General features: G+C 71.4%; 18 protein-coding genes. 4 read left to right on the forward strand and 14 right to left on the reverse strand.

From position 1 onward, the window contains the following. Nucleotides 1–49 precede the first annotated feature (49 nt). From FMP39_RS19960 to FMP39_RS19980, 5 genes are all read right to left on the reverse strand, one after another. Entirely contained in the window at nt 50–3709 is a 3660-nt protein-coding gene (locus FMP39_RS19960; RefSeq protein ID WP_141591920.1) for a DUF3857 domain-containing protein, read from the reverse strand. 141 nt (nt 3710–3850) lie between these two features. Next, entirely contained in the window at nt 3851–4606 is a 756-nt protein-coding gene (locus FMP39_RS19965; protein WP_141591921.1) for an arylamine N-acetyltransferase, read from the reverse strand. A gap of 33 nt (nt 4607–4639) precedes the next feature. Then, on the reverse strand, nt 4640–10588 hold the full coding sequence (locus FMP39_RS19970) for a flagellar hook-length control protein FliK (protein ID WP_228558148.1): 5949 nt from the start codon (nt 10586–10588) through the stop codon (nt 4640–4642). Next, nucleotides 10581–11198, reverse strand: a complete 618-nt coding sequence (locus FMP39_RS19975) for a peptidoglycan-binding protein (RefSeq protein ID WP_228558149.1) — start codon at nt 11196–11198, stop codon at nt 10581–10583. Before FMP39_RS19975 ends, FMP39_RS19970 begins: the two co-directional genes overlap by 8 nt. A gap of 144 nt (nt 11199–11342) precedes the next feature. After that, nucleotides 11343–14048 (reverse strand): M1 family metallopeptidase, encoded by a 2706-nt coding sequence (locus FMP39_RS19980; RefSeq protein ID WP_141591923.1) that lies wholly within the window; start codon nt 14046–14048, stop codon nt 11343–11345. Between the two features lie 269 nt (nt 14049–14317). On the opposite strand from FMP39_RS19980, the gene FMP39_RS19985 reads away from it, so the two are divergent. After that, a complete protein-coding gene (locus tag FMP39_RS19985) occupies nt 14318–15133 on the forward strand; it encodes a Uma2 family endonuclease (protein ID WP_141591924.1) in 816 nt (271 codons plus the stop codon). A gap of 18 nt (nt 15134–15151) precedes the next feature. On the opposite strand, the gene FMP39_RS37490 is transcribed toward FMP39_RS19985, so the two are convergent. From FMP39_RS37490 to rsfS, 6 genes are all read right to left on the reverse strand, one after another. Beyond that, nucleotides 15152–15853, reverse strand: a complete 702-nt coding sequence (locus FMP39_RS37490; protein ID WP_194858483.1) for a ComF family protein — start codon at nt 15851–15853, stop codon at nt 15152–15154. 19 nt (nt 15854–15872) lie between these two features. Continuing rightward, nucleotides 15873–17414 carry a 2,3-bisphosphoglycerate-independent phosphoglycerate mutase gene (gene gpmI, locus FMP39_RS20000; RefSeq protein WP_141591925.1) on the reverse strand — a complete coding sequence of 514 codons (1542 nt, stop codon included), beginning with the start codon at nt 17412–17414 and terminating at the stop codon, nt 15873–15875. Between the two features lie 56 nt (nt 17415–17470). Further along, a complete protein-coding gene (locus tag FMP39_RS20005; RefSeq protein ID WP_228558150.1) occupies nt 17471–18238 on the reverse strand; it encodes a GNAT family N-acetyltransferase in 768 nt (255 codons plus the stop codon). Nucleotides 18239–18280: 42 nt separating this feature from the next. Further along, nucleotides 18281–19438, reverse strand: coding sequence for an RNA ligase RtcB family protein (locus FMP39_RS20010; RefSeq protein ID WP_141591927.1), 1158 nt, complete (start codon nt 19436–19438; stop codon nt 18281–18283). A 63-nt stretch (nt 19439–19501) separates the two neighbouring features. Further along, a complete protein-coding gene (locus tag FMP39_RS20015; RefSeq protein ID WP_090484809.1) occupies nt 19502–19966 on the reverse strand; it encodes a 23S rRNA (pseudouridine(1915)-N(3))-methyltransferase RlmH in 465 nt (154 codons plus the stop codon). A 1-nt stretch (nt 19967) separates the two neighbouring features. Continuing rightward, nucleotides 19968–20537, reverse strand: a complete 570-nt coding sequence (rsfS, locus tag FMP39_RS38025; RefSeq protein WP_228558151.1) for a ribosome silencing factor — start codon at nt 20535–20537, stop codon at nt 19968–19970. Between rsfS and FMP39_RS20025 the strand changes: the two genes are divergently transcribed. Then, nucleotides 20536–20913: a tetratricopeptide repeat protein gene (locus FMP39_RS20025; RefSeq protein ID WP_171442961.1), complete on the forward strand. Its 378-nt coding sequence runs from the start codon at nt 20536–20538 to the stop codon at nt 20911–20913. The two genes, rsfS and FMP39_RS20025, sit on opposite strands and share 2 nt — an antisense overlap. Nucleotides 20914–20922: 9 nt before the next feature. Here FMP39_RS20025 and FMP39_RS20030 read toward each other — a convergent pair whose 3' ends face one another. After that, nucleotides 20923–22044 carry a hypothetical protein gene (locus FMP39_RS20030; protein ID WP_141591929.1) on the reverse strand — a complete coding sequence of 374 codons (1122 nt, stop codon included), beginning with the start codon at nt 22042–22044 and terminating at the stop codon, nt 20923–20925. Nucleotides 22045–22082: 38 nt separating this feature from the next. Here FMP39_RS20030 and FMP39_RS20035 point away from each other — a divergent pair, with 38 nt between their 5' ends. Further along, nucleotides 22083–22619, forward strand: coding sequence for a hypothetical protein (locus FMP39_RS20035; protein ID WP_194858484.1), 537 nt, complete (start codon nt 22083–22085; stop codon nt 22617–22619). Between the two features lie 23 nt (nt 22620–22642). Here FMP39_RS20035 and FMP39_RS20040 read toward each other — a convergent pair whose 3' ends face one another. Both FMP39_RS20040 and FMP39_RS20045 read right to left on the reverse strand, forming a co-directional pair. After that, nucleotides 22643–23689 (reverse strand): TetR family transcriptional regulator, encoded by a 1047-nt coding sequence (locus FMP39_RS20040; protein ID WP_228558152.1) that lies wholly within the window; start codon nt 23687–23689, stop codon nt 22643–22645. Between the two features lie 173 nt (nt 23690–23862). Then, nucleotides 23863–25272 (reverse strand): sigma-54 dependent transcriptional regulator, encoded by a 1410-nt coding sequence (locus tag FMP39_RS20045; protein ID WP_141591932.1) that lies wholly within the window; start codon nt 25270–25272, stop codon nt 23863–23865. A 162-nt stretch (nt 25273–25434) separates the two neighbouring features. Between FMP39_RS20045 and FMP39_RS20050 the strand changes: the two genes are divergently transcribed. Then, nucleotides 25435–26016 (forward strand): NUDIX hydrolase, encoded by a 582-nt coding sequence (locus FMP39_RS20050; protein ID WP_141591933.1) that lies wholly within the window; start codon nt 25435–25437, stop codon nt 26014–26016. Nucleotides 26017–26026: the final 10 nt, after the last annotated feature.

A 26026-nucleotide genomic window follows, 5' to 3' on the forward strand; every position in this document is an offset into this window, starting at 1 on the left:
CACCGCGCGCCCGCCGGAGGTTCGGCGGGCGCGGGCCTGCTCGCGTTCGCTACGGCGTCGAGGACGCGGTGCGGTTGGCCGCGTTCTGGATGAACACCCGGCGGCCGAAGGCGCGGTCCACGCGGCCGAGGAACTCGCGGAACGCGGGGTAGTCATCCGCGGACACGCGCGCGGTGGTGAGGGCCACCTCGCCCTCGGCCACCAGCTTGCCGCCCTCCAGGCGGTAGCTCAGCTTGATGTGGCCGAACTTCGTCGTCTCCTCCACGGCCTGGGGCAGCTCCGCCACCGTCCAGCCCGCGGGCAGCGCGTAGCGCAGGAGGAAACCGTTGGTCCACGGGCTGGACATCACCAGGTCGAAGCGGCGCTGCGCCAGCGACGCATAGGCCTGCTGGTAGGTGCGCCCGGTGCCGAAGGGCAGGAAGCGCATGCCGTTGGGCAGCACCTCCGAGTAGCGCGGGATGCTCATCTTGAAGTCCAGCGCCACGTCGTCATCCAGCCGCGTGGTGTCGCTCAGCTTCACCTCGTGCACCGTGAGGCCGGGGAAGCTCTGCGCCCAGGCGCGCTCGAAGGTGGACTTGCGCGTGGCCTCCGGCCGGTAGGCGCGGCGGTAGTCGGGCGCGTGCTGCCCGCCCACGGAGCTGGAGCCGGTGATTTCAGCGCCGCCGTCCGCGCGGAGCGTCACGTTCAGCGACATGCGCGTGGCGTTGTCCGCCGCCTTCGCCTCCGGCGTGGTGAGGAAGGTGCTCTTGCCGTTGGGCTCCACCACCAGCACGTTGGCCACCCGGTCCGCGCTGGGCAGCTCGTTGGCGCCGTGGAACTCCGCGGTGCCGTCCAGGTACAGGTCGAACTTGGGCACGTAGGCGATGGCGTGGTTGAAGGCCGCCAGGCTCGCGGGCTCCTCGCCAATGGAGCCCAGGTTGCGCATGCGCAGCAGCACCAGCCGGCTCTCCACGCCCGCCACCTGGAGCATGGAGTGGATGAGGCTCGCCTTGTCCTTGCAGTCGCCGAAGCGGCGCGCCAGCACCCGGTCCACGCGGTAGGGCTTGAAGCCGTGGATGCCGAACTCCAGCGCCACGTAGCGCGTGTTCGTCACCACGAAGTTGTAGATGGCGCGCACCACCGCCAGCTCATTCTTCCGGTCCACGCCCTGGAGCACCTGGTCCACCGTCTGCCGCAGCTCCGCGTTGGGCTGGAGCTGGTCGCGCACCAGGCCCCACCAGTAGCGGCCCACCTGCTCCCACGTCTGGTAGGTGGAGACGTGGAGGTTCTGCGCCACCTCCGCCCAGCCGGGCATGCCGGGCTCCGGCACCACCTTGGCGACGTGCTTGGCGTTCCAGCGGTACAGCACGCGGCCGGCATCCAGCGTCTCCTGCGCGCTCGCCACGCCGGTCAGCTTGCTCTTGTTCCAATACAGGGGCCGTGCCTGCGGCATGTCCACCAGGTACTGGAAGCGCACCTTCGGGTAGACGCCCTGCACGCTCTCCACGTCACCCCAGTAGTCCGACAGGAGGTTGTCCTGCGCGGTGTCGTCCAGGCGGTACGTCAGCTCGAGCGTGTCGCCCGCCGACAGCGAGGGGAAGGAGAGAATCTTGGCGCGGGCGTCGTAGTACATGCCCGTCCACGGCTCGTTGATGTTGCGCTCGTTCTCACCGTAGCTCTCCACCACGGAGCCATCCGCCTTGATGACGCGGGCGCGCAGCACGCGCACCTCCTGACGGTCCGGTGAATAGGTGACGGGGATGGTGCGGAACGCGTCCACGCCGCGCGAGTTGAAGACCTTGACCACCGTCTGGTGCAGGCGGCTGGACAGGCCGCTCTGCTGGACGCGCACGTAGGTGTTGTCCACCAGGTAGAGGGCGTCCTCGTGGACGTAGGCCTCCGACTCCTTGGCCAGCGGCTGGGCGTCCACCAGATACTGCATGCCGGTGCCGGTGCTCTCGCCCTTGAGGGTGCGCAGGGCCTCCTTCAGGCCCGGGTTCTGCGGGCGCAGCGCCAGCGAGCGCTCGAACGAGGCCAGCGCCGGCTCGCGGCGGCCCGCGGCCAGCAGGGCGCGGCCCTCGCGCTCATAGACTTCCGGCTCGTCCGGGGACAGCGCGCGGGCCTCGGCGAAGAGGGCGACGGCTTCCTCCACCGCGCCGTTGCTGGCCTTCAGCTCCGCCAGCCGCACACGGGAGCCATTGTCGAAGGGGTTGAGCTTCACCAGCTGCGCGTACTCGCGCTGGGCGGACTCCACCTGCCCGGCCTCCGCCAGCATCGTGGCGAGCATGTGGCGCGTGGTGGTGTCGTCGAAGCGCAGCGCCAGCACCACGCGCATCCGGTCCATGGCCTCGCGACCGCGGTCGAGCTGCCGGGACACCTGGGCCGCGGCGCGCACCGCGCGAGGCACGCGGGGCTGCAGGCGGAACGTCTCCTCCACCAGGGCGTGGGCCTTGGGGCGCTCGCCCAGGGCTTCATGCGCGCGCGCCAGCACCAGCCGCGCGTTGACGTCATCCGGCGTCTTCTCCAGCACGGGCGCCACCAGCGACTGCACGCGCTCGGGGTGGCCGCGGTCCAGCTCGTGGTCGGCCAGCGCCACGCGCGCCTCCGGCATGGCAGGGTCGGCGGCGATGGCGGCTTCCAGGAAGCGGCGGCGCTCGTTCAGGTCATCCCGCTGCGCGTGGGCGGCGAGCAACTGGAGCCGGGCGTCCTTGGGGGCGGCTTCCGCGGCGCGCGCGGCCTCGGCGCTGGCGGTGTGCTCGCGCTCGTCATACGCGCGGAAGAAGCCCAGCACCCGGGCGTAGTCGCCGCGCAGCGCGGCGTCATCCGGGTTCTTCTCCACCATCGCGCGCAGGGCGGAGGTGAGGGTGGGCAGCGACTGGGGCTGCGGCGCGGTGCCCTTCTCCAGGGCGGGCGCCTTCGCCGGCAGCGTCGCGCGCACGGTGGGCGACTCCTGGCGCAGGTAGAAACCCAGCGGGCCGGACTCCTGGCACACCTTCACGAGCACGCGGTTGAGGCCCTTGCGCAGCTTCACGGACACGCGGGACTGGTCCGGGCGCGGCAGGTTGTAGCGGTCCTCCTTCGCGGCGAGCTGCCCGTTCACCCACAGCCGGAACGCGCCGGACGTGCCCACGCCCAGCGACACGCGCGACTCCTGGGAGGACTCCAGCCAGGTGACGGCGTAGGCCACGGCCTCGCGGTTGGGGCGGATGGCGGTGGCCAGGTCGATGTAGCCATCCGCGGTGTTCGCCGTCAGCTTGCGCCAGGTGGTGTTGCCGCCCTTGGCCGCGGGGTAGGTGGCGGACAGGTCCAGGTTGGCGGCCTCGGGGCCGAAGTCGGTGTCACAGCCGGCCTTGCCTTCGTTCTCGAAGCCGCCGGTGACGTAGTAGTCGCCCACGTAGCCCAGCCACTGCTTCACCTCGTTGGCGCGCACCAGCCGTCCCCGGGCGCGCTCGGTGTCCAGCAGGAGCATCTGCGCGGTGGCGCGGGTATTCGGGTCCGAGGTGCGGCGGGAGGCCACGTAGGCGTAGGTGCTCAGCAGGGGCGTGAGGTCCTCCACCTCGTCCACCAGCGCGTGCATCCGCAGCAGGCTGGCGGCGCCTCGGGGGGAGGAGGCCTGCTTCATCGCCTCGGCCGCATGGACGCGAGCGGTCTCATCCGCGGCCGGCTTCGCCTGCGCCCACAACGGGCAGGTGAGCACGAGGACTGCGGCCAGCAATGTGAAGCGGGACATCCGTTCTCCTGGGTGGACGGCTTGCGGTAAGGGGCGCCAGCCCCGGGCAGGGGCGTCGACGCGGATGAACAGGCGAACCCCTCTGGGGCTTCCCCTGCCTGGCCATCGTACGATGGAGGATGGGGTGGGGACAGGTACGCACTACTCCAGGGACGGGAGGATGACGCCGAAGTGTTCGACGAGCGCGCGCCGCAGGGCGTCTTCGTCGGGGAGAGGCTGCTCCGTCCGGACCCCGCTCCGGGTGAGGACGAGTGTGCCCTCCTTGGCGGTGATGCGCCCCTCTGGCGTCGCCCGGGTGCACAGCCGCCGCTGGGTGAAGATGGAGTCCGGGGAGGTCTGGTGGTAGCGGCACATGCCCTCGAAGTCCGCGAGCTGGCGGGGCACGAGGGAGAGGCGGTACTCCGCCTCCCATCCGGAGGGCTTCTCGCTCCAGAGGATGAGGTCTTCGCCCTCCGGTGAGAGCCGGTATGCGCGGCCGGAGCGCACCTGGACGTCGTGGGTGTCCAGGAGCAGGGGCTCGGTGAAGCACTCACCGAAGCCGACATCCGCCAACCAGCGTCCCTGTTCATCCTCCACCTGGAGGGCCAGGTGGTCGAAGTCGGGGCCGTAGGCGCTGCCATCCGGGGCCGTGGCCACGCCCGCGGACAGCAGCGTCACCCGGTGGCCCAGCGCCGTCAGCAGCCGGGCGAAGAGACCGTTGAGCTCGTAGCAGAAGCCGCCGCGCCGCTGGACGACGACCTTCTCGAAGAGGGCGTCCGTGTCGAGCCGGATGGGCCGCTTCAGGTGGATGTCGAGGTTCTCGAAGGGCACGGCCTCCAAGTGGGCCCGGTGCAGCCTCGTGAGGGACTGCTCCGCCCCCACGCCGATTCGCTCCAGGTAGCGCGCGACGTCGAACATGGGGGAACTGTGTCACGCGAGGGCGCAGACGGGTCAGACATTGAAGAGACGGATGGCCGCCGTGGCGGCGGCGTCCGCGGCGGGTACGCCCGCACTGGCTGCTGCCGCGGCGGCCAGGGGGGCGCTCCGAGGCTCGATCGCCCGCACGGTGGCCATGGCCGCGGCTGCTTCTTCGGATGCGCCCGAAGCCCGCATCGACGCGGACTCGGCGATGGCCACGGAGATGGGATGGGCCATGCCCACGCTGAGGCTCTGGGCGGCCTGGTCCACCGGCCCCGCGGGAATGCCGATGGCTGAAGCGCTGGCCGCGGCCGCGACCGCGCGGTGATTGGCGGTGCCGCCCACGGCGAGCTGGGTGACGACCATGGCCGCGGCGACGGTGGCACATGCGAGCGGGGTGGCGCCCGCGACCAGTGCCGTGTTGGCATCGGTGGCGGCGGTGACGCCGGCCAGGGCAATGGTCCCGGCCGCCGCGTTCGCCGCGAGCGCCGGAACACCCGCGGCCGCCGCGGCCGCCGCGTAACAGGCCGCCGACTGGGCCGCGGTCGGCAGCGTCAATGCATCCGCCGTAACGAGGGCGTCTGCCGCCGCCACCGCCGCGGCTGCCTCCTCGCTGGAATTCGCGGCGGTGGCGGCCGTCACCGCGGTGTTGCCGACGGCGGGCACGAGGAGGCCCGCGAGGGTGTTGGCCGCGGCTTCAGCGGCGGCGGCGGCGCCTCCCATCGCAGCGGTGACGGCGGCTGCCGCCGAGGCGTAACAGACGGCGGCGTCCCCAGGCGCCGGGGGGGCCGCCCCAGTGGCTGTCAGCACGGAAGACGCGGCTGTCACGGCGGCGGCGGCTGTCGGCGTGGAGGCAGCCACGAGGCCCGCGACAGCGGCTGGGATGGGGTGGATGGCGCCGCCCGCGAGCGTGGCGGCGCAGACATTCACGGCGGCCTGGGAGATGCCCGGCACGGTGGCGGCCGCGGCGGCATGACAGGTGCTCGCGTCCGCCGCGACTGGCGGAGTCACGCCCGCGTGGGCCATGCCCGCTGCCGCCGCGACGACCGCGGCGATGGCCGGAAGGGTGATGCCCACCGTGCGCAGGAGGAGGGCGTGGTGCGCCGCGACCGGAGGTCCCGCCGAGATGGCGTTGGCCACCGCATCCAGCCTCGCGGGAAGTGGGGCCCCTCCGACCATGGCGGAGATGGCGGCCACCCTGGCGGCGACGGGCGCTGGCAGGTTCGCGCCCAACGCGCAGGCATGGGCGCTTCCGACGATGGCCGCCGCGAAGTTATCAATCCCGACACCGGCGGCCGTCGCGTGGGCCGCGCTGAGGGCCGCCGCGCCCGTGCCTCCCAGGAAGGGAAGCGCCACGGTCGCGGCGACAGCGGTGAGGGGCGGTTCTCCCAGGCTCACCGCCAGCGCGGCCACCACGGCGGCGAGGTCCGCCGGGGCCAGGGCGAGTGGGACGGCAAGCACCGCGGCACGGGCCGTCGTGACGGCCTCGGCGGCCGATGGCGGGACGCCCCCGAGCATCGCGGCCGCCGGGGAGAGAGGCCCGCCCCTGACGACGTCCCCTCGTGCCGTGGCGGCGGGCCACCAGGCCGCGAGGGCCGCTTGGGTCACGAGGATGCATGCGCTCGTGGCATGGGCCGCGGCGACGCCCGCGACCGCTGCCCTGGCGAAGGGCACGGCGGCCCGGGCCGCGATGGCGGGCTCCAGGCTCCGACGTGCCGCTCGCGCGGCTGGAACGCCCAGCCGGCCCAGTTGCGCGGCGTTGACGGGACCTGCCGCGGGGGCCGTGGCGGCGGCCGCGGCGGGGACCACGCCGATGGCGGTGGCCACGGCGGTGGCTGGCGCTGTTCCCGCTCCCACGGCCACGGCGGCTCGGGCCGCGGCGACCTCCTTGCAGCCATGGCAGGTCCGCGAAAGGGTGCCCGTGACGGCGGAGGCCGGACGCAGCGGTCCTTCGTAGAACGGGGCCAGCTCCCACCCCAAGGCGTGGTGCCCGCGAGGGCTGTGGTCTGGCTGGGTGCTCTGGTCCGCGTGCATGCTGGTGTTGCGGCGCACCGCCCAACCCCGGCGCTGGTACTTGTCGATGGCGAGGTGGGCAGGATGCCCCACGCCCTGGGAGAGATAGCGGTGCGCGAAGGGAGGGACCGCCGCCGCGCCGCCCGTCTGGATGGCGACGCCGTAGGAATAGCCGATGCGGTCCGCTGCCGCGTGTGCGAGCCCGGCGGCGGGAGGTGCGCCCGCCGCCTGACCGTTTTGCGCCGCGCGCGCCGCCTCGACGACGGCGGCCACTTCGGAGAGAGAGGCCGCGGGCCCGATGGCTGCGAGGGCGGCGGCAATCTCAACCAACGCGAGCGGAAACTTCGGGAGCGACTGGCCGCGAGACACCAGGGCATCCAGGATGATTTCGGGAAGGACGGGCGAGGGGGCGAAGGCGTTGGCCACAGCGAAGGGGGCATTCGCCGGGTCGATGGGCGCGCTCCGCGCGAGCCCCAGCGCGGCCTGGACCGCCGCCAGCGGCGGGTTGGGAATGGCGGCGACAGCGGTGGCGAAATAGGGATGGGTCACTGCGGGGAGGTTGGCAATCCCCGCTCCGGCGAGGGCCGCCACGGTCCCCCCGGCGCCGGTGGTGATGCTCAGGCGGGAGGCCTGGACGATGGCGGTGGCGGTCGGGACGGAGATGGTTCCGCCTTGGGCGATGCTCCGCCGCACGGCCACGGCCGCGGCGACGGCCTGCAGGACGGGCTGTGGCGCTCCGGGCCTCGCGCCGACGTGCGCCTGCTCCACGGCTCTGCGCGCGGATGCGGTGCGGTGGGCGTTGGGGAGCCCCCTGGCCATGAGGACGGCCTCGGTGGCCGCCCTGACCACCTGGGGGCCTCCTGGCACCGCCACCACGGGGCCCAGTCCTGGCACCGCCGCCGCACCGCCACCGCCCAACGCGGCCGTCACCAGGCCCCAGGCCACCGCCGTTCCGCCGACCAGCGCGGGCACAGCGGGCGGGGGGCCCGCGGACACGGCTCCCAAATGGTCGAACTGCGCTTGTGGCGTGTTCGGGACGGCGTTCTCCAGGACCACCGCCGCGGCCGCTGCACGGGCCACCACGAGCGGGGTGAAGGCCCCCGCGGAGGAGGCATAGGCGGCGCGTTCCGCCGCGGCGGCCAGGTTCGCCAGGTTCGCGGGCAATGGGAGTGGGAGCGCCGCCGCGGCCGCCGCGGCCGTCGCGGCCCGGCGGATGTTGGGATTGGGAAGCGCTGACGCCGCGTGCGCGACCGCGGCCGCACGGGTGGGCAGCGTGTTGGGGGCCCATGGAATCCTGTCGGGATTCAGGTCGTTCGCTCCCACCTTGTTGGAGCCGTGGTGGGTCGCGGTGAGGCCCACGACGACGGGCGGGTGGGCCGTGGGGGCGTAGGGAAGCGGCACCGCGCCTCCGGGAACTCCGCCACCGGGTGCGGCGAAGGGGCGCCGCTGCGCGGGGATGTATTGGTAGTTGACGTCGCCCGTGAGGAGCACGAACCGCTCGTTGGCGTGGAAGGGCGCCTCTCCCTGGAGCGTCGGTGGCAGCGGGGGCGCGAGGGCCTTGCAGACCGCGGCCGGGTTGCTGACGCCAGCGGCGCGGGCCACCGCGCCTTCCAGCGAAAGGCCGGGGAGCGGCGCGGGGGCGTGGGTGCGTACCACGGCCTCCACCGCGGCCCGCACCGCCTCGCCGCCCTGTGGCACGACGCCGGCCGCCGTATTCGCCGCCGTCGTGACGGGGGAGGCGGCAGGTGCACCGACGATGGCTCCTTGCACGTGGGCCAACGCCAGGGCCCCGGCGCTCCCGGGCATCAGCGGCGCGCCGCCCGCCGCCGCTGTCCCCATGGCCGTGAAGGTGGCGACCGCCGTGCCCGGCGCGCCGCTCGCCACGATGACGGCCGCGCCCGCCGCCGCCGCCATCTGGGGCAGGGTTCCGCCCGCGACCGCCACGGCGTCCGCGGCGACCTCAGCGGCCCGGCCCAGCGCCACCGCCGTGACGGCAGCGAGCGCGGGGTACGCCACGGCCAGCGTCGCGACGACCAGCCGCTGTCTCGCGGTGAGACCGGCGCCTGGACCACCCGGGCCCACCGCCGCGGTGGCCGCGGCCGACTGTCGCCGGGCGAGGACCGCCGCGGGATTGGGGTTGCCACCCGCCGGACCCATCGCCGCGAGGAATGCGGCCAGGCCGCCTCCAATGCCAGGAAGGTTGGGCCCCGCGAACGCGGCCGCCACCCATCCCGGAGGGGCGCCTCCGCCGATGGTGACCAGACCTCGCCCATTGCCCCCCAGGTTGTTGGCGTCGGTGGCCACGGGGCCGGCGGCGACAGCAGCCGCGCCGGCCGCGTCGCGCACGCAGACATACAGCGCCAGCCCGGAGTTGTTGCGCGGGTCCGAGCCACTGGCGAGCGGGTTCTGCGCGCCTTCACGGTAGTTGCGTTCGACGAAGCCCCAGGGAAACCGCATGTGACTGCCACCTGGGCGGTTATAGGAGCTCGGCGTGCCGCGCGGACTCGCGGCGGTTCCAGGCCGTCCCGACGCCGCCCAGATGTAGAACTCGCCACCGTCGTGGACGACGCGCGCGACCGTGTCGCGGCACACGACGGTGCCCATGTGCTGCTGCGGCGCGAGCCACCGGCAGCGGAAGGACTCCGGGTAGTAGCGCCCCAAATCACAGTGGTCCATGTCCCAGTGGGACAAGATGATGAGCGGGCCGTTGCACATGCAGGGGCCCACACAGTGCCCCATTGGAATGATGGGGAAGGTCCCCTGCTGGCCGTTCGCCGGGCTGCCGAAGTCGTAATAGACGATGGCGCGCCCCTGGTTGTCGTACAGCACCGAGCACGCGCCCTGGCCCACGTTGAACAGCCCCACGAAGGGGGCGAACAAGCGGTTCGGGTCGGACGCATCCATCGGATTGGGCGCGCCATCACCTACGTAGGCGTGGGCCGTGGGCGGTGGGGCACCTGGCCGCGACCGTTCTCTGGGCACCGCTCGTGAAGCCAACGCAGGGCCGGCTGCTCCGGCGAATGCGAGCACGGGCCCTCCGGGAGGCGGCATCCAGTCATCGAAGAAGTCCGCGACCTCCTCGGTGAAGGCGCGCACCTGTTGGGAGAACTGGCGGGCCGCGGCGCGCATCCACCGGGCCAGCGCCGGGGTGGCGACCCGTGCCGACACCGGGATGGGGAGGGGCGCGGAAGGAATGGCGAAGGGGTCCTTCACGGGCGGCTCGGGAATCGGGCCCGAGCCTCCGGAGCCGCCAGGGCCTCCTGGACGAGACGGAGGCGGCGGTGGTGGCGGCGCGGGTAGTGGGAAGTGGAGCGCCTTGAGCGCGCCCTGCGTCAGCCCGCCATCCGAGCGATCCTCCACCCGCAGGAAGCTCCGCAGCCAGCGCTCCACGGGCGGCGAGTCCGTGTCCGGGGTGAAGCCCCGCACCGTGTGCACCCCCGCGCGACGCACGCTGCCTGCCCGCACGAAGAGCCCGTCCGGGCGGGTGCTGCCCGGCGCCGCCTGCAGCTCCAGGTGGAACCAGTCCGTCTCGTAGAGGTCATCACGCAGCGGGTCCCCGGGCGCGAGCTCGAACTCGAAGACGGACACCGGGGCGGAATCATTGCCGTCGTCGATGACTCGCCGCAGGAACCAGTAATAGACGACGTAGAAGAGGTTGAGTTGCTCCAGCGTCAGCGCATCGTAGAAGTCCTCGAAGCGCCGGCCGTTGATGACGGCATTGAAGAAACGGAGGAAGTCGCCCGGGTCGAACTGCTTCTCCAGTTCGTTCCAGACCCGGTCCATCCAGTCGCGCTCGACGCACTCCAGCCGCAGGTAGAGCGGGTCGTCGTCCGCGCCTTCCCGCTCCGTGACGAACGCGTAGTAGCGGCCGGGAAACCGGATGTTGAGCGTGTTGATTTCACCGCCGCGCGCGACGTGGCCAAGTCGGCGGTTCTTGGGCGCTGGAGGAGGTGTCGTGGTCTCAGGCACCGTGAGCCTCCCGCAGCTTGTTCCGGGTCCGCTCATCCACCGTGCCGGAGGGCATCAGCCCGTAATCGGCCTGGAAGCGGGCGACTGCCTCGGAGAGCGCGTCCTCCTCGCTGGCCTCATTCTCGAGGAAGCCCAGGTTCACCAGGCGCGCTCGCAGCCCCTCCTCCGTGGACACGGGTCGGAGCGTCCCCAGGGACAGTGTGTACTCCTCGCCGCCGACCTCCAGCGTCGCCTCTCTGGCACCGGGAGGAATCCCGCACTCGATGAGGCCCTGCTCGTTCGTCTCTCCTTCGTGGGTGACGTCCCCGATGACGAGCCGGTAGGGCACCTTCGTCCGGGGCGCACCGTCCTCATGCAGTCGCAGGCGGAAGCGCTCCGGGATGCCCTTGAGCCTGAACGTGTGCGTCCTTCCCGTCGCGCAGGGGACCTGCCGGATTTCCTTGTCCGGGAGCGTCACCGTGTCGCCCGGCTTGAGCACATGGGGGCTCGTCCGCTCCCGTCGCAGGGACTCGTTCTCGGGCGCTTCCCAGACGCGTTGAGGACTGAGGTTGTGCGCGTGGGCAATGCTGGAGACGCAGTCGCCCTCTTGTGCTGTGTACGTTCGAGGCATGGGTCCGGCGGGCTGAGTGCAGCCCGTGTGCCGGACGTGGCTGGAGTGGGCCCTTGCCACGGGGTGCAGTCACCGCGGCCGTGCGCGTCATGACGGAACGCAGATGCGTTTCGCGATGACGCGCACGGGAGGCGTGTCGTGCGCTCAGCGGAGCTTCGCGGGGCTCGGCTGGCCCTTCAGGAAGTCCCTGACGCTCTGCGCGTTCAGCGTGCTGGACGCGGCGCAGAGGTGGATGGACTCCATGGCGCGGGTGAGGGCGAGCGACGCGTTCTCCAGCTTCGCCGCGCGGGGGGTGAGGAAGGCTTCCGCTTCGGCGGCGGTCTTCTCGTCGCACAGCATGCCCGCCAGTCCGATGAGCCCGGCGACTTCGTCCGAGCGCATCCGGCTGGCGAGCGCGTCGAAGTGCTCCTGGTAGAACGCCCAGGCGAGCGCCCGCGTCTGCGGCATCGAGAAGGCCCCCGTGAGGATGGACTGGGTGTCGCGCACGTCGAACTCGCTGCCGGCCACCAGCGCGAGCGCCTCGCGCACGAGCGCCGGGTCCCGGAAGGCGCCCAGGGTGGTGAAGACGCGGCTGCGCTCGGTCCGGTCCTCCGTGGCGCGGGCGCGCGCGACCAGCGTGTCGAAGAAGGCCTTGTCTCCGTTCCGAGCCGCCACCATCAGCGCGAGGGGAACGGCCTCCGGGTGGACGGACTTCCGGTCCGCCAGCCACGCCTTCACCAGCCGGTTCGCGTCCCGGACCAGGGCCGGGTCCTCGCCGCGCAGCGCCGCCAGCCCCAGCAGGTTGGGTCGCAGCGACTTCACCGCGTCATCGTCACCGGGCTTGGGCTCCCAGCCCAGCGCGCGGGCCCGCGGGCCGTACATCGCGGCCACCCAGTTCCGGTAGCGCGCGCTCTCGTCGTTGGACAGCCGGTCCACGTGCACGAAGGTCAGCAGCCGGGCGCCGCGCTGCATGATGAGGCGGTGGTCCGCCTTGGCCGTGGTGGGCACGTAGCGCAGGACGTCGCCCAGGGGCAGGTCTCCCCGGCGCACCCCGGCCTCCATGTCGGCCAACAGGGTCAGCCGCTCGCGCACCGTCAGCGCTTCCGTGGGCGCGGCCAGCACGCGGTTGAGCTGCTCGCGCGTGTAGCCGGAGCGGTAGTAGCCGGTGCCGCCCGCGTTGAGCACGAACCAGGAAGGGCAGCTCTTGCCGGGCAGCGCCAACTCGCCCGTGGCCCCGGTGAGCATGGTGCACGTGCGCTCGGACGTCTTGCCGGAGCCCGCGCGCACACACACCGGCACGGACCACGTCTGGTCCTTGCTGGCGGTGGAGCCCGCGGGGACGTAGCGCTCCTGCGTGAACTTCAGCTTCGCGGGGGCTCCCGGCTGGCATTGCAGCTCGGCGGCGATGCGCGGCGCGCCGGGCTGGTCGATGAAGCTGCGGAAGGCACGCGCGACGTCCGGCCCCGCGGCGGCCGACAGCGTGGCGGCGAAGTCCTCCGACGTGGCCACGCCCCATTCATGCTTCTTGATGTGGCCGCGCAGCAGGTCGCGCATGCGCTCCTCACCGAGCCACGCCTCGAACATGTCGATGATGGCCGAGCCCTTGGCGTACGTGGTGCCGTTGTCGAACGAGCCCAGCACCTCGTCATGCGTGTTGGCGGGCTTGCGCACCGGCGGGGTGGCGGCGAGCGCGTCCGTGTCCAACGCGAAGAGCGTGGACTGGGTGCTCTGCTCCAGGCCGAAGCCCCAGCTCGTGTCGAAGGGGTCCACCGTCTTGCGGTCCAGCCACGAGGTGAGCGACTCGTTGAGCCAGATGTCGTCCCACCACTGGCAGGTGACGATGTTGCCGAACCAGTAGTGCCCCAGTTCGTGGTTGGCGATGTTCACGTACCACTTGCGGCGCGCGAGCGTCTCCTCGCCGGGACGGATGAGCGTCAGCGGCTGTCCGAGCGCGACGAGGCCCGGGTGCTCCATGGTGCCCCAGTAGCGCGGCACCACCGCGACATCGAGCTTCTCGTACGGGTACGGCATGTCGAAGTAGTCTTCAATCAGCGTGACGATGCGCGGCGTGACACTGGCCGCGTAGGCCGTCTCCGCGCCCCGGCCGCGCGGCACGATGAAGCGCAGCGGCGCGGCGTTGCGGCCCGCGGTGCCCGCGTCCACCACGTCGAAGGGGCCCACCACGAACGCCACGAGGTAGCTGGGCATCGGCTTGCTCTCGGCGAACGTGACGCGCGCCAGCCCGCCCGGCAGCTTCTCGCGCGAGACGATGGGGTGGTTGGCGAGCGCGACGTGGTCCTCCTTGGCGGTGATGCGCAGCGTCCAGGGCACCTTGAAGCCCGGCTCGTCGAAGCAGGGGAAGGCGCGGCGCGCGTCGACGGGCTCGAAGAAGGTGTAGAGGTAGGGCTCGCCGCCTTCCTCCACGGCGTAGAGACCCTGGCTGCGCTCGCGGTCGACCTTGCCGGTGAAGGCGATGTGAATGCGGGCCTTGCCCGGCGCGAGCGTTTCGGGGAGCAGCAGCCCGAGCCGCCCTTCGCTGGCGGTGACGGGACGGGCCTCCAGGGTGCGGCCTCCCGCTTCGATGCGGGCCTGCGAGATTTCCATGTCCTGCCCGTGCAGCCAGACTTGGCGCACCGGCTCGCTCACGTCCACGTCGATGCTGACGCTGCCGGAGAAGGTGGGCTCGGCGGGCAGCAGCTTCAGGTCGAGCGCGTAGCGCGTGGGGCGGACCGAGTCGGGCAGCCGCAGCGCGGGAGGCTGGGGTTCGGGCCATTCAGGGGCGGTGGCCACGGGAGCGGCGGGGGGCGCCTCGGGCGCATGGGCGCAGCGGAGGACGGCGACCGCGAGTACAAGTGGGAGGAGCGAGCGCATGGGCTGACGCTAACTCCAGTCGGCCCTCGGGCCGAAGTCCTGGAGTGTCGCCATTCGCGGATGAACGCGGCTCTTTCCGGAGAGGCGGAGAGTGGGGCCGTGTGCGTTGGGCGTCCGCGTCATGAGATGCCGTGTTCCGGAACGCGAACGAGGCTGTGCGGTGACTCGGACCGCGCGCGTCGGAGGCGTTCGTTGGTTCGCCATTTGCTGACGCCGGGACATGGGGGCGGATTGACCGCGACGGAGTGCCGCCACACGATGAAGGCATCATGGGACGGCCTACTGACGAAGGAGGGGCTGCCTTCCCCCGGGCGCCCTCGCAGGATGCGTGGGACAGGATGAATCCGGAGGAGCGGGCGCGGGTGGTGGAGTCGCTGCCAGCGGAAGTGACGTATGCGGAGATGGCGCCGCCCGAAGGGGACCGGCACCAGTGGGCGAAGTTCCGGGCGTTGGATGTTCTTCGGGGCTATTTCGGTCATCAGCGGCGCACGGCCTACGTCGGCTCGGAGCTGCCGGTGTACTACCCGGACGAGCGGCGCTTCGCGCCAGACCTGCTGGTCGTCTTCGATGTGGGGGCCCACCCCCGGGAGAAGTGGCTCGTCAGCCATGAGTGCCGTGGGTTGGACTGGGTGATGGAGGTCCACGTCGGGGGCGACCGGAAGAAGGACGCCGAGTTCAACGTGCGGCGCTATGCCCGGCTCGGAATTCCCGAGTACTTCATCTACGACTGCTCCCGGGAGCGGCTGGAGGCGTACACGCTGGCGTCACCCGGCGCGGGCGTCTACGTGCGGATGGAGCCGACGCAGGGACGCTACGTCTCGCGGGTGCTGGGCTTGGAGCTGGAGTTGGTGGGGGACCGGCTCCGGTTCTGGGCTGGCAACGCGCTCTTGATGGAGTCCGACGAACTCATCGTCCGGATGCGGGAGCGCATCGCGTGGCTTGAACAGCGCGCGGATGAGGAGGCCCACCTGCGAGAAGATGAAATCCGGCGCCGAGAAGAAGAGTCCCGGCGCCGAGAAGACGCGGAGCGGCGCGTGGCCGAACTCCAGGCAGAGCTGGAGCGGGTCCGGGCCTCGCGGAAGTAGCCCGCGGGCCTCGGCCGCTCACTCCAGGCTGAAGGCCCGCGCCAGCGTCAGCATCTCCACCTGGACGGCGCCCGCTTCGAGCAGGGCCGAGGCCGCCGCCCTGGCGGTGGCTCCGGTGGTGAACACATCGTCCACCAGCAGCACTCGCTGCCCCGAGACGCGGGAAGACGCGGCGAACGCCCCCGCGACGTTGTTCGCCCGCTCCGCCTCGCTCAGCCCCACCTGGCGCTGTGTCTCGCGGTGCCTTGTCAGCAATCCCACGGGTGCCTTGCGCCCCGTGGTCTTCGCCAGCGCGCCCGCCAGCAACTGCGCCTGGTCGTACTTGCGCGCGTGATAGCGCCGCGTGTGCAGCGGCAACGCGACCACCAGCTCGGGTGCGCGGCTGAGGAAGCTTCGCGCCTCGTCCGCCAGCAGCGCCCCCAGCGGGCCCGCGAGATTGGGGTGGTCCTCGTACTTGAACCGGTGGATGGCGCGCGCCAGGGGCCCCTCGTGGGCGAAGGGCGCCCAGGCGCGAGTGAAGGGCGGCGGGGTGGCGCGGCAGCGGGGACACGTGTCCCCAGGAAACGCGCCGGGCTCCGCGCAGGTGCGGCAGCACGCGGGAGGAAGCCGCTCCACCGCGGTGTCGCACGTCTCGCAGAAGAAGCCCTCGGGGCCCGGCAGCACCTTCGTGCACGCGAGGCACGAAGGGGGATAGAGCACGTCCAGCAGGGCCTTCAGCACGGGCCGTGCCCCGCGCGCATCACGGCAGCAGGCCCTGACGGTTCATCTCCTTGGACTGCGGCAATCCCATCACCGTGCAGAGGGTGGGCGCGATGTCCGCGAGGATGCCCGGGCGCAGCTTCTGCCCTCGGAAGTCCGGGTGGATGAGGTGGAAGGGCACCGGGTTGAGCGTGTGCGCGGTGTGGGGCTCGCCTGTCTCCAGGTCCACCATCTGCTCGCAGTTGCCGTGGTCGGCGGAGATGGCCAGCACCCAGCCGTTGCGCTCGCACGCCTTGCCCAGCGCGCCCAGGCATTCATCCACCGCCTTCACCGCCTTCATCGCCGCGTCCAGCCGCCCGCTGTGGCCCACCATGTCCGGGTTGGCGAAGTTCACCAGCGCGAAGTCGTACTTCCCGGAGTCGAGCCGCTTCACCAGCTCGGCCGTGACTTCGTAGGCGGACATCTCCGGCTTCAAGTCGTACGTCTTCACGTCGCGCGGGCTGGGCACCAGGTGCCGGTCCTCGCCCGCGTAGACGACCTCGCGGCCGCCGTTGAAGAAGAACGTGACGTGCGCGTACTTCTCCGTCTCCGCCGTGCGGAACTGGCGCAGCCCCTGGCGTGACAGCAGCTCCGGGAAGATGTCCTGCGGCTGGTCCGGCTCGAAGAGCGCCGGCAGCTTGAAGGTCTCGTCGTACTGGGTCATGCAGACGTAGCGCCCCAGCCGCAGCCCGCCCCGGTCGAACTCCTTGAACTCCGGGAACGCCAGGGCCTGTGTCAGCTCCCGCGCCCGGTCCGCGCGGAAGTTGAAGAAGAGCACCGCATCGCCATCCTGGATGCGGCCCACCGGCGTGCCGTCACCGGCGGCCAGCACCGTGGGCTTCACGAACTCGTCGGTGACCTTCTCCGCGTAGGCCGCGCGGATGGCGCTCAGTGCGTCCGGCGCCTTGGGCCCGCGGCCGAACACCAGCGCCTCGTAGGCCTGGTGCACCCGGTCCCAGCGCTTGTCGCGGTCCATGGCGTAGAAGCGCCCGGTCACGGTGGCGATGCGGCCGGTGTGCGTCTCGTGGAGGAAGCGCTCCAGCTCCTCCACGTAGCCCAGCGCGCTCTGTGGCGGCGTGTCACGCCCGTCCAGGAAGGCGTGCACGTAGACATGGGCCACGTTGCGTTCCTTCGCGGCCTTGAGCAGCGCGAACAGGTGGTCCATGGACGAATGGACGCCGCCGGGCGACACCAGCCCCAGCAGGTGCAGGGCCTTGCCGTCCGCCTTCACTCCGTCGAGCGCCGCGCGAAGCACGGGGTTCTGCGCCAGCTCTCCGGACTCCGCGGCGCGATTGATGCGCACCAGGTCCTGGTAGACGATTCGCCCCGCGCCGATGTTGGTGTGGCCCACCTCGGAGTTGCCCATCTGCCCCTCGGGCAGGCCCACGGCCAGACCCGCTGTCTGCAGCTCGGTGAAGGGGTAGGGGCTCGCCAGCTTGTCGAGGTGCGGCGTGCCGGCCAGGACGATGGCGTTGTTGTCACGCTCCTGGCGAATACCCCAACCATCCAGGATGCAGAGCAGGACCTTGTGCGCGGGCGTCATGCTCCGAACCCTAACCATGCAGGCGCCAGACGGGAGAGGACAAAAAGCGAGCGCGTCTATTGATACTCGCGGAAGGTCCCCTGGGGTACGAAACCCAGCCGGGAATAGACGCCCTGGCCCTGCGCGGACGCCTGGAGGGTGGCTGTCCGGTAGCCCGCCTCCCGGGCATCCAACAGGGGTGCCAGCGTGAGCGCCGCGCCAATGCCTCGTCGCCGGGCGTGCCGCACGGTGGCCACCGAGTAGAGGCCCGCGACCCCCCACGCCCGGTGGCACTCACTGGCGGCGACCGCCTCGCCGTCCAGGTAGCCCACGAAGAAGCGGATGGGGCTGTCGGGTGCGAGCGCCACGTGCGCCGTCCTCGCGTAGAAGTCCAGCACGTGTGGGTCGGCGGGCTCCCAGTTCGCCGCGACGACGCGGGCGAAGTCCGTCAGGGTGTGTTCGTCCTCGGCGCGGCGGATGCACAGCCCCGAGGGCCGCGTGAGTCCTGGCAGCCGGGAGAGGTCCATGGACATGCCCAGCTCCTGCTCGGCGTTCACCAGACCGTGCGCCGACAGGCGGGCGTCCAGGTCCTCGGGCGCGGCGTCCGGTCCCACCCACCATGCGAAGGGAAAGGCCTTGTCCCGGAAGTGGGAGACGGCGGCGGCGATGCGCGCGTCCGCTTCGTGGCGCTCGAGCCGGGCCCGGCACACCACGTTGAAGGTGTTGCAGGGCAACCCGGAGTCGACGAGCAGCAGCCCGGGAGTGTCCTTCACGATGGCGCCGGGGAGGCTCCGCGTCAGATAGGTCATGTGCTCCACCTGATTGGCTTCCATGGCGGAGCTCACTCGCGGGGAGTCTGGCTCGAGGAAAGGCTGCATGGGGAGACCCTACTCCGGCCGGGCGCGCGTCTTGTACGTGAGGACGGGCGCCAGGGTGGCCACCACCCGGACCAGCCCCGCTTCCACCAGGTCCGTCACCACGCGGTCGATGGGCTTGTACGCGGGCGGCGCTTCCTCGAAGAGGAGGTCCTTGTTCTCACACACCACGTGGCTCTTGAAGGCGGTGCGGGTGAGCGATTCCGCCGTGAAGCGTTCGCGCATCCGTTCCCGGGCCGCCGTGCGTGTCCACTTGCGGCCCGCGCCGTGCGCCAGGCTGTGCGCGCTGACGTGGCTCTCACCGGTGGGAATCACCAGGTAGCTCAGTGCGCCGCGGCTGCCGGGAATCACCACCGGCCCTTCGTCGGACGGCGCAGCGCCCTTGCGGTGCAGCCACTGCGTCCGTCCCATCTCACGCAGAGGGGTGACACTGTTGTGGCACACGTCGAGGACTCGCTGGCCCATCGCGCCGATGCCGTCCAGCATCCGCCGCGCCACCAGGGCCCGATTGGCCCGGCCCCAGGCCACCGCGTGGTCATGGCGCGTGAGGTAGGTCTGCGCCTCGGGTGAGTCGTCCGCGAGCCCGCCCGCCGCGTGCCGGTCCACGTGGGCCCGGAGAATCGCTTCGCCCAGGCCGCGCGAGCCGGAGTGCACCAGGAGCAGCAAGCGGTCCGCCTCCAGGCCCAGGGCGCTGAAGACCTTCGCGTCATGGACCGCGTCCACCCGCTGCAACTCCGCGAAGTGGTTGCCGCCGCCCACCGTGCCCAGCGCGGCCTCGTAGCCCGAGGACTTCACGCCGTGCTCCTGGAGGAAACCTTCCGTGTCACCCGTCCACGGGCCTTCCAGGTCCAACTTGCCTGCCCAACGCTCGGGCTTGGCTTTACGTGCCAGCAGGTCCACGTTCCACAGGCCCATGCCACAGCCGATGTCACTGCCGACCAGATAGGGATAGAGAAAGCCTTCGGAGGTGAAGGCCGCGCCCACCGGAGCACCCTTGCCGGGATGCAGGTCCGGGAGGCCCACCGCCAGCTTCATTCCTGGCAAGCGGGCCATGGCTTCGAGTTGCCGCACCGCCTCGCCTTCCACCCAGGACTGGGCGGAGGCGATGACACGCACGGGCGCCTGCGGCGCGGAAGTGGGGAGATGTTCAGAGGAGGCGTCAGTGCGCATGCCCGGGCTGACGGCACCCGCGCGCCACGCCTGACGGTGGCGCCGGGCCCCGTGCCCGGCCGCCTACTTGTGGTAGGGCTCGCCCTTGAGGATGGTGAACGCGCGGTAGAGCTGTTCGATGAGCACCACGCGCGCCAGCCGGTGAGGCAGTGTCATCTTCGACAGGGACAGCGTGAGGTTCGCCGCGTCCCGCACGCGCGCGTCGAGCCCCTCGTCCCCGCCAATGATGAACAGCAGGTCCTTGGCGCCCGTCTGCGCCTTGCCGACGTAGCGGCTCAGCTCGACGGAGTCGAGCAGCGAGCCGCGCTCGTCCAGGGCCACCAGCCAGTCCTGCGGCTTGCGCTTGGAGAGAATCGCCTCGGCTTCGGCGGCCTTCGCGTCGCCGGGCTTGAGGCGTTTGCCGCTGGCCTCCGCCAGCTCCACCAGCTCGAAGCGGGTGTAGTGGCCCAGGCGCTTGGCGTACTCCTGGACCGCGGGCTCATACAGGCCCGAGCGGTCCTTGCCGATGGAGAGGAGCCGGACCTTCACCTCAGGCCAGCTTCTCCCGAGACGCGTCGGCCCAGAGGCCCTCGAGGTCGTAGTGCGCGCGCAGGTCGGTGAGGAACAGGTGCGCCACCACCTCGCCGTAGTCGAGCAGCACCCACTGGCCCGTCTCGAAGCCCTCGGTGCCGATGGGACGCAGGGGCTCGTCACCCGTCTTGAGCTGCACCTGGACGTTCTCCGCCATGGCGCTCACCTGGCGGTCGGTCTCCGCGGAGGCGATGACGAAGTAGTCCGCGTAGGACGTCATCCCGCGCACGTCGAGGATGACGACGTCCTGCGCCTTCTTGTCCACCAGCAGGTTGCCGATGCGGTGCGCCAGCGCCTTGGCGGCCGGGTTCTCCGCGGGGCCCACCTTCTGGGGCGGGGCAACTGGGAGCTTCGCCTTCTTCTTCTTCGCGGGGGCCTTGCTGGGCGCCTTGCCGGGGGCCTTCGCCGCCGACTTCTTGGCTGCGGGGGCCTTCTTCTTCGCGGGCGTCTTGCCCGATACCGTCTTCTTCCGGGCCGCCGGGGCCCGGGTGGTGGTCTTTTTCGCGGTCGTCTTCTTCTTCGTGGCCATGTGCGGCGCACCCTACCGCACCCTTGGCAACACGGAAGCGGTCCTCTATCTGCTGGTGTCCATGAGCGACGCCCGGCTGGAACAGTTCAAGAAGATGGTGGTGGACTTCCCGGACTCCCCCATGAGCCATTTCTCCCTCGGGAAGCTGTACCTGGAGCGGCGGCAGTACCCGGAGGCCGCCCAGGCCCTGGAGTCGGCCGTCCGGCTGGACCCCACCTATGCGGCCGCCATGGTGGCCCTGGGGGATGCCTGGGCCGGGGCGGGGGAGTCCGACAAGGCGCGCGAGGTGCTGGGCCGGGCCCGGGAGCACGCCCTGGCCCAGGGGCACCCGGGGCTCGCCGAGGAAATCGACGAGCGCATCGCCGACCTGTCATAGGCCACGCCCTCAGTAGCGCCAGGTGAAGCCGGTGCTGAAGACCTGGCGCGTGTAGGTGAGCGAGTTGCGGGGCAGCCGGGTGCTCCAGATGCCCCAGGTCGCCTCCAGGTCCAGCGACTCCGTCAGCGGCCGGGCCAGCTTCACCGACAGCGAGTTCTGCCCTTCGTCCTCTTCCACCAGGATGATTTCCGGGGAGAGATAGATGCCGTCCGGATACTGGGTGATGCCCAGCGAGCCCTGCGCCAGCAGGGTCACCCGCCAGGGCAGCCGGACGCCGGCGTTGGCTGACACCCGGTGCCGGCGAATCGTCTCGCCGTAGCTGTTGGAGGAGCTCTCCTGGAAGGCGTAGGTCAGCCCCAGGGCCAGCGGGCCTCGGTAGGTGTACGACGCTCCCGCCGTCAGGGCTGCATCCTGACGCCGGCCGGCGAGGAGTCCGGAGTCGCCCCCCGTCCCCGACGGGCGTGCCCGGGGTGGGGTGCCGAAGCGCCGGGAGTTCCAGTCGCCAAAGACGGACAGGCTGTGCCGCCGGTCGAAGCGGTAGCGGCCCAGCACGCCCACCTCGGGGCCGCCGAAGTTGGCGGTGGGGTCTGGCCGGTAAACGAATCGCCGGGCGCCTGCCCGCACTCGCAGCGCCAGTCGCACGTCCGGGGCGTATTCCAGGAACGCGGTGGTCCCCAGGTCCGAGTACGAGCGCGAGCCACCCCGCCGGTCCTTCGCGTGGCCCTCCAGGCCGATTCCCAGCGCCGTGCCCAGCGCGTGTGACGCCTCCACCGCGCCTGACTGCACCAGCGTGTTCTCGTCCTGGTACAGGCGGTACGCGCGCGTGCCCAGCTCGTAGCGGCCCACCAGTTGGGCCTGTTCGAAGGAGCCGCGCCCCTCGGCGGAGCCCAGCAGGCTGAGGGCGAAGTCCCGCTCCGGGTTGGGGGTGTGCTGGTCGGAGAAGTCCCGAGGCGCGTTGGTGTCCAGCAGCAGGCGGCCGGTTCCCCTCAGTGCCCCTTCCCACTCGGCCGCGGGCGCACGGCCAGCGGCGAGCATGGCGAGGACGAGTAGGAGCGGCGCGAAGGAGCGGACCACGGCGCGCGACCATACTCCGTCGCCGGAGGGCAGGGGCGGCCGTCCAGTCGCTCCCACCGGTGACGACGCCCCCGGCGGCCCGTTACATTGGGCGAATGCGCCTTGTGTCCTTTCTCGCGGTGGCCTGCCTGGGCCTGTCCGCCTGCGCCTCCTCCTCCTTCACCACCGAGGTGAAAGGGGAGTCGACCGTGCCCGCGGGCCCGCCTGGCGTCGACACGCCCCTCAACGGCCTTCCCGCCATCAGCAGCTTCGCGGGGATGGACTTCGACAAGAACCAGGACTTCAAGAACCAGGGAATTCACAAGGGCGAGGTGACGTCCGTCAAGGTGGAGTCACTCACGCTCAAGGTCCTCAGCCCCAATGACCAGGACCTCCGTTTCCTGGACTCCGTGGAGTTCTATGCCCGCGCGGGAGACCGGGAGGCGCGCATCGCGGCGCGCCAGGACGTGTCCGAGCTGGACCTGAGGCCGCCCAACCCCGTGCTGTCGCTGCGCGTGGACAACGTGGAGTTGCAGCCCTTCGTCTCCGCGCCGTCCATGAGCATCATCATCCGCGGCCGCGGCATCATGCCGGCGCGCGAGGTGCGGCTGCAGGCGGTGGTGAAGCTCCAGGTGGAGACCGGGCTCTTGTAGTCCGGCGCCGGGAGGCGCGTCCCTCAGGGGACGCCCATCTCCTGCGCGCGCCGCTCCAGCTTCGTGGCGCGGCCTTCCAGTTCCCTGGCCAGCGTCTCCAGCCGCGCGGCCTCGGCCTCCATCGCCGCCAGGTCCACGGGGCCGCCCGCCGCCAGGGCCTGGGCGCGCTGCGTTTCGACCTGGGGCCGCCGGTCCGTGGCCCGGGCAGACAACTGCGCCGGATAGGGGGGCCGGCCCGGGTCGACACCTTCACCGGGGCGTCCGCCCACGTTGGGGGGGGGATCGTCGGGGCTGTCACCCTGGAAGTTCGGCGCACTGGTGCCTGGCACGGAGCGCTCCACCTGCAGCGCCCGGTCGCTCCCCATGCGCAGGCGCAGCCGCCGGTCCTGGTCGTCGAACATCGACTCCTCGCCGAGGAAGTCGTTCATGCGCCGGTCCAGGTCGCGCTCCTCGCGCACCTCGGTGATGCGGCCGCGCAGCGCCTTCAGCCGCTCGCGCACCTTGTCCCGGGTATCGCGGAGCGTGTCCGCCTGGGCCAGCAAATCCTCGGGGTCATCACCGCCCGCGGTGGCTTTGTTCAGGGATGGCACCTGGGACGCGGGCAGGGCGGCGCGGATGGCCTCCCGCTCGGCGCGAACGGAGCGCACCGCCTCCAACAGCTTCTCCCGCTGGCCCCGGTCCGCCGTGCCTTCCCACGCCGCGAGCAGCCGCGTCAGCTCGTCCGACAGCGCCGTGTGCAGGGCCAGGTGGGCGCGCTCCGCTTCGCCCTCCGCCGCGACGACGGCCTGCGCCAGCCCGGTGAGCTGACCGCTCAGCTCCTGCGAACGCCGCAGCGCGTCCTCCAGCTCCGTCCCCGCCATCAGCTTGCCCTGGCGCTGCGCCTTCAGCGTTTCGATGCGTGCCGCCAGCCCGTTGAGCTCGTCGCGCAGGGCCTGCTGCTGACCCCGCAGCGAGCGCGTCTCCGCGCGAGCCGACTGGGCCCGTCCCCGCACCGCCTCCAGCCCAGACGCGGCCTGACCGGGCATGGCCAGCAGCAGGCTCAGCAGGAGGGCGAGGGGGCGGAGATTCATCAGCGACAGCCCCAGAGCAAGGTGAGTGCCAGCCTGCCAGCCCATCCCCGGGGTTCGAGGCCCCTCGGCGTCCAACAATTCCGGACACCTGGAGCATCCAGGGGGACAGGGGCGGAGGTGGGATACCGGTGAAAAGTCATGGGGGGCGGGGGCGGGTGACAGATTTTCGAGGTTCAGCTCTCCTCGGGAGGCGTCCCCTTGGGGAGGAAGCCGTACTTCTCCAGCTTGTAGTACAGCGCGGACGTCTTGATACCTAGCAGACGGGCCGTCTCCGTCTTCACGCCGCTGGCCTTCTCATAGGCCCGGGCGATGAGCTGACGCTCCAAATCCTCCAGGATGTCGGGCAGGGGGCGGTCGCCCTGGAGCACTGGCAGGCCCGCCTCGACGCGCGGGGTGCCACTGGCAGTGAGGTGTGAGGGCAGGTCCAGGTCGGTGAGCTGCTCACCTTCGGCGAAGACGAGCGCCTGTTCGATGACGTTCTCCAGCTCGCGCACGTTGCCGGGCCACGCGTGGCGGGCCAGGGCACGCAGCGCGCTGTCGTCCAGGCCCATGACACGCCGGTTCACGCGCATGGCGTGCTTGGCCACGAAGTGCCGGGCCAGCAGGGAAATGTCCTCGGGCCGCTCGCGCAGGGGCGGCAACACCACCGGAACGATGTGCAGGCGGTAGTAGAGGTCCTCGCGGAAGCGTCCGGCCTTCACCTCGGCCTGGAGGTCCCGGTGGGTGGCGCTCACCACGCGCACGTCCACCTTGAACGTGTCCTCTCCGCCGACGCGCTGGATTTCCTTCTCCTGGAGAACGCGCAAGAGCTTCGTCTGCACGGAGGCGGGAATCTCGCCAATCTCGTCCAGGAACAGCGTGCCGCCGTCCGCCAGCTCGAAGCGCCCCAGCTTGCGCTTCACCGCGCCGGTGAAGGCGCCGCGCTCGTGCCCGAACAGCTCGCTCTCCAGCAGTGTCTCCGCCAGCGCCGCGCAGTGCACGACGATGAAGGGGCCGTCTCGGCGCGGGGAGCGCTGGTGGAGCATCCGGGCCACCAGCTCCTTGCCGGTGCCGCTCTCTCCGCGCACCAGCACCGTGGCGTCGCTCTGCGCTACCTTGAGCACCTGGGACACCAGCCGCTGCATGGGCTCGCTGTCGCCCACCAGGCTGCCGTGCGTGAGGGCCGCGTCCGTGTCGTGCGCGGCGGTGCGCGCCGTCAGCCGCTCCACCTGCTTGCGCGTGGAGGCCAGCTCCAGCCCTTTGTCCACCTTGGCGCGCAGCACCTCGGGCGGGAAGGGCTTGGTGATGAAGTCGTAGGCGCCTTGCTGCATCGCCTGCACCGCGGTCTCGATGGTGCCGAAGGCCGTGACCACCATGACGACGGCGCCGGCATCCAGCGCTTTGAGCGACTTCGTCACCTCGATGCCGTCCATGCCGTCCATCTTCAGGTCGGTGACGACCAGGTCGAACGGCGCCTTGCGGTAGGCGGCCAGTCCGTCCTGGCCACTGCGCACCGCGGACACGGTGTGGCCCGCCCGAGTGAGGGTGACAGTCATCCCTTCACGCAGCGTGTCGTGGTCATCGATGACGAGGATTCGCGCCATGGCGTGAGTCGATTCTCCCTGCAACCCGATGCCGGCCGCATCCCGGGGCCGCCGGATGAGAGCACATCCGGACCGGCTTGCTCCACCGGCTCAGGAGGTTGCCACATGTCACAGGCGTGCGAAGGTGCTGGCGCCGCCTGTCCGGGAGCAGTACGGGGAGGCATGGAATCCGAAGTTTCTTCCGCCGCGTCCCTCCAGTCCCTGCTCGAGCGTCACGTTCCCGAGGACGTGAAGGAGCGCGAGGACCTGGAGCGCATGCGCCACTTCGCCCGTTCCCTGGCGCGCCCCTTCTCCCGGGAGCAACTGGAGGCCCACTTCACGGGCAGCGCGGTGGTGGTGGACCCAGAGGGCGCGCGCGTCGTCCTGTTGCATCACCGCAAGCTCCAACGCTGGCTGCAGCCCGGAGGACACGCGGATGTCACGGACGCGGGCCACATGGAGGCCACGGCGCTGCGTGAAGCCCGTGAGGAGACGGGATGTCGCGTGTCCCTGCACCTGGCCGCGCCCCGGCCGCTGGACGTGGACATCCACACCATCCCCGCGCGCCGCGACGAGCCGGAGCACCACCACCTGGACGTGCGCTTCCTCGTGGTGGCGGAGAACCCCGACGCACTGGTGCATGACCCGGCGGAGTCCTTCGGCGTGCGGTGGCTCACCTGGGACGAAGCCATGACGCATGCGGACGAAGCGCCTCTGCGCCGCATGCTGGCGAAGGCCCGGCGCGTGGTGGCCTCCGCGCCCTGAAGCGCTCGAA

The organism is Myxococcus sp. AB056 (assembly GCF_006547365.1).
Taxonomy (GTDB): domain Bacteria; phylum Myxococcota; class Myxococcia; order Myxococcales; family Myxococcaceae; genus Myxococcus; species Myxococcus virescens.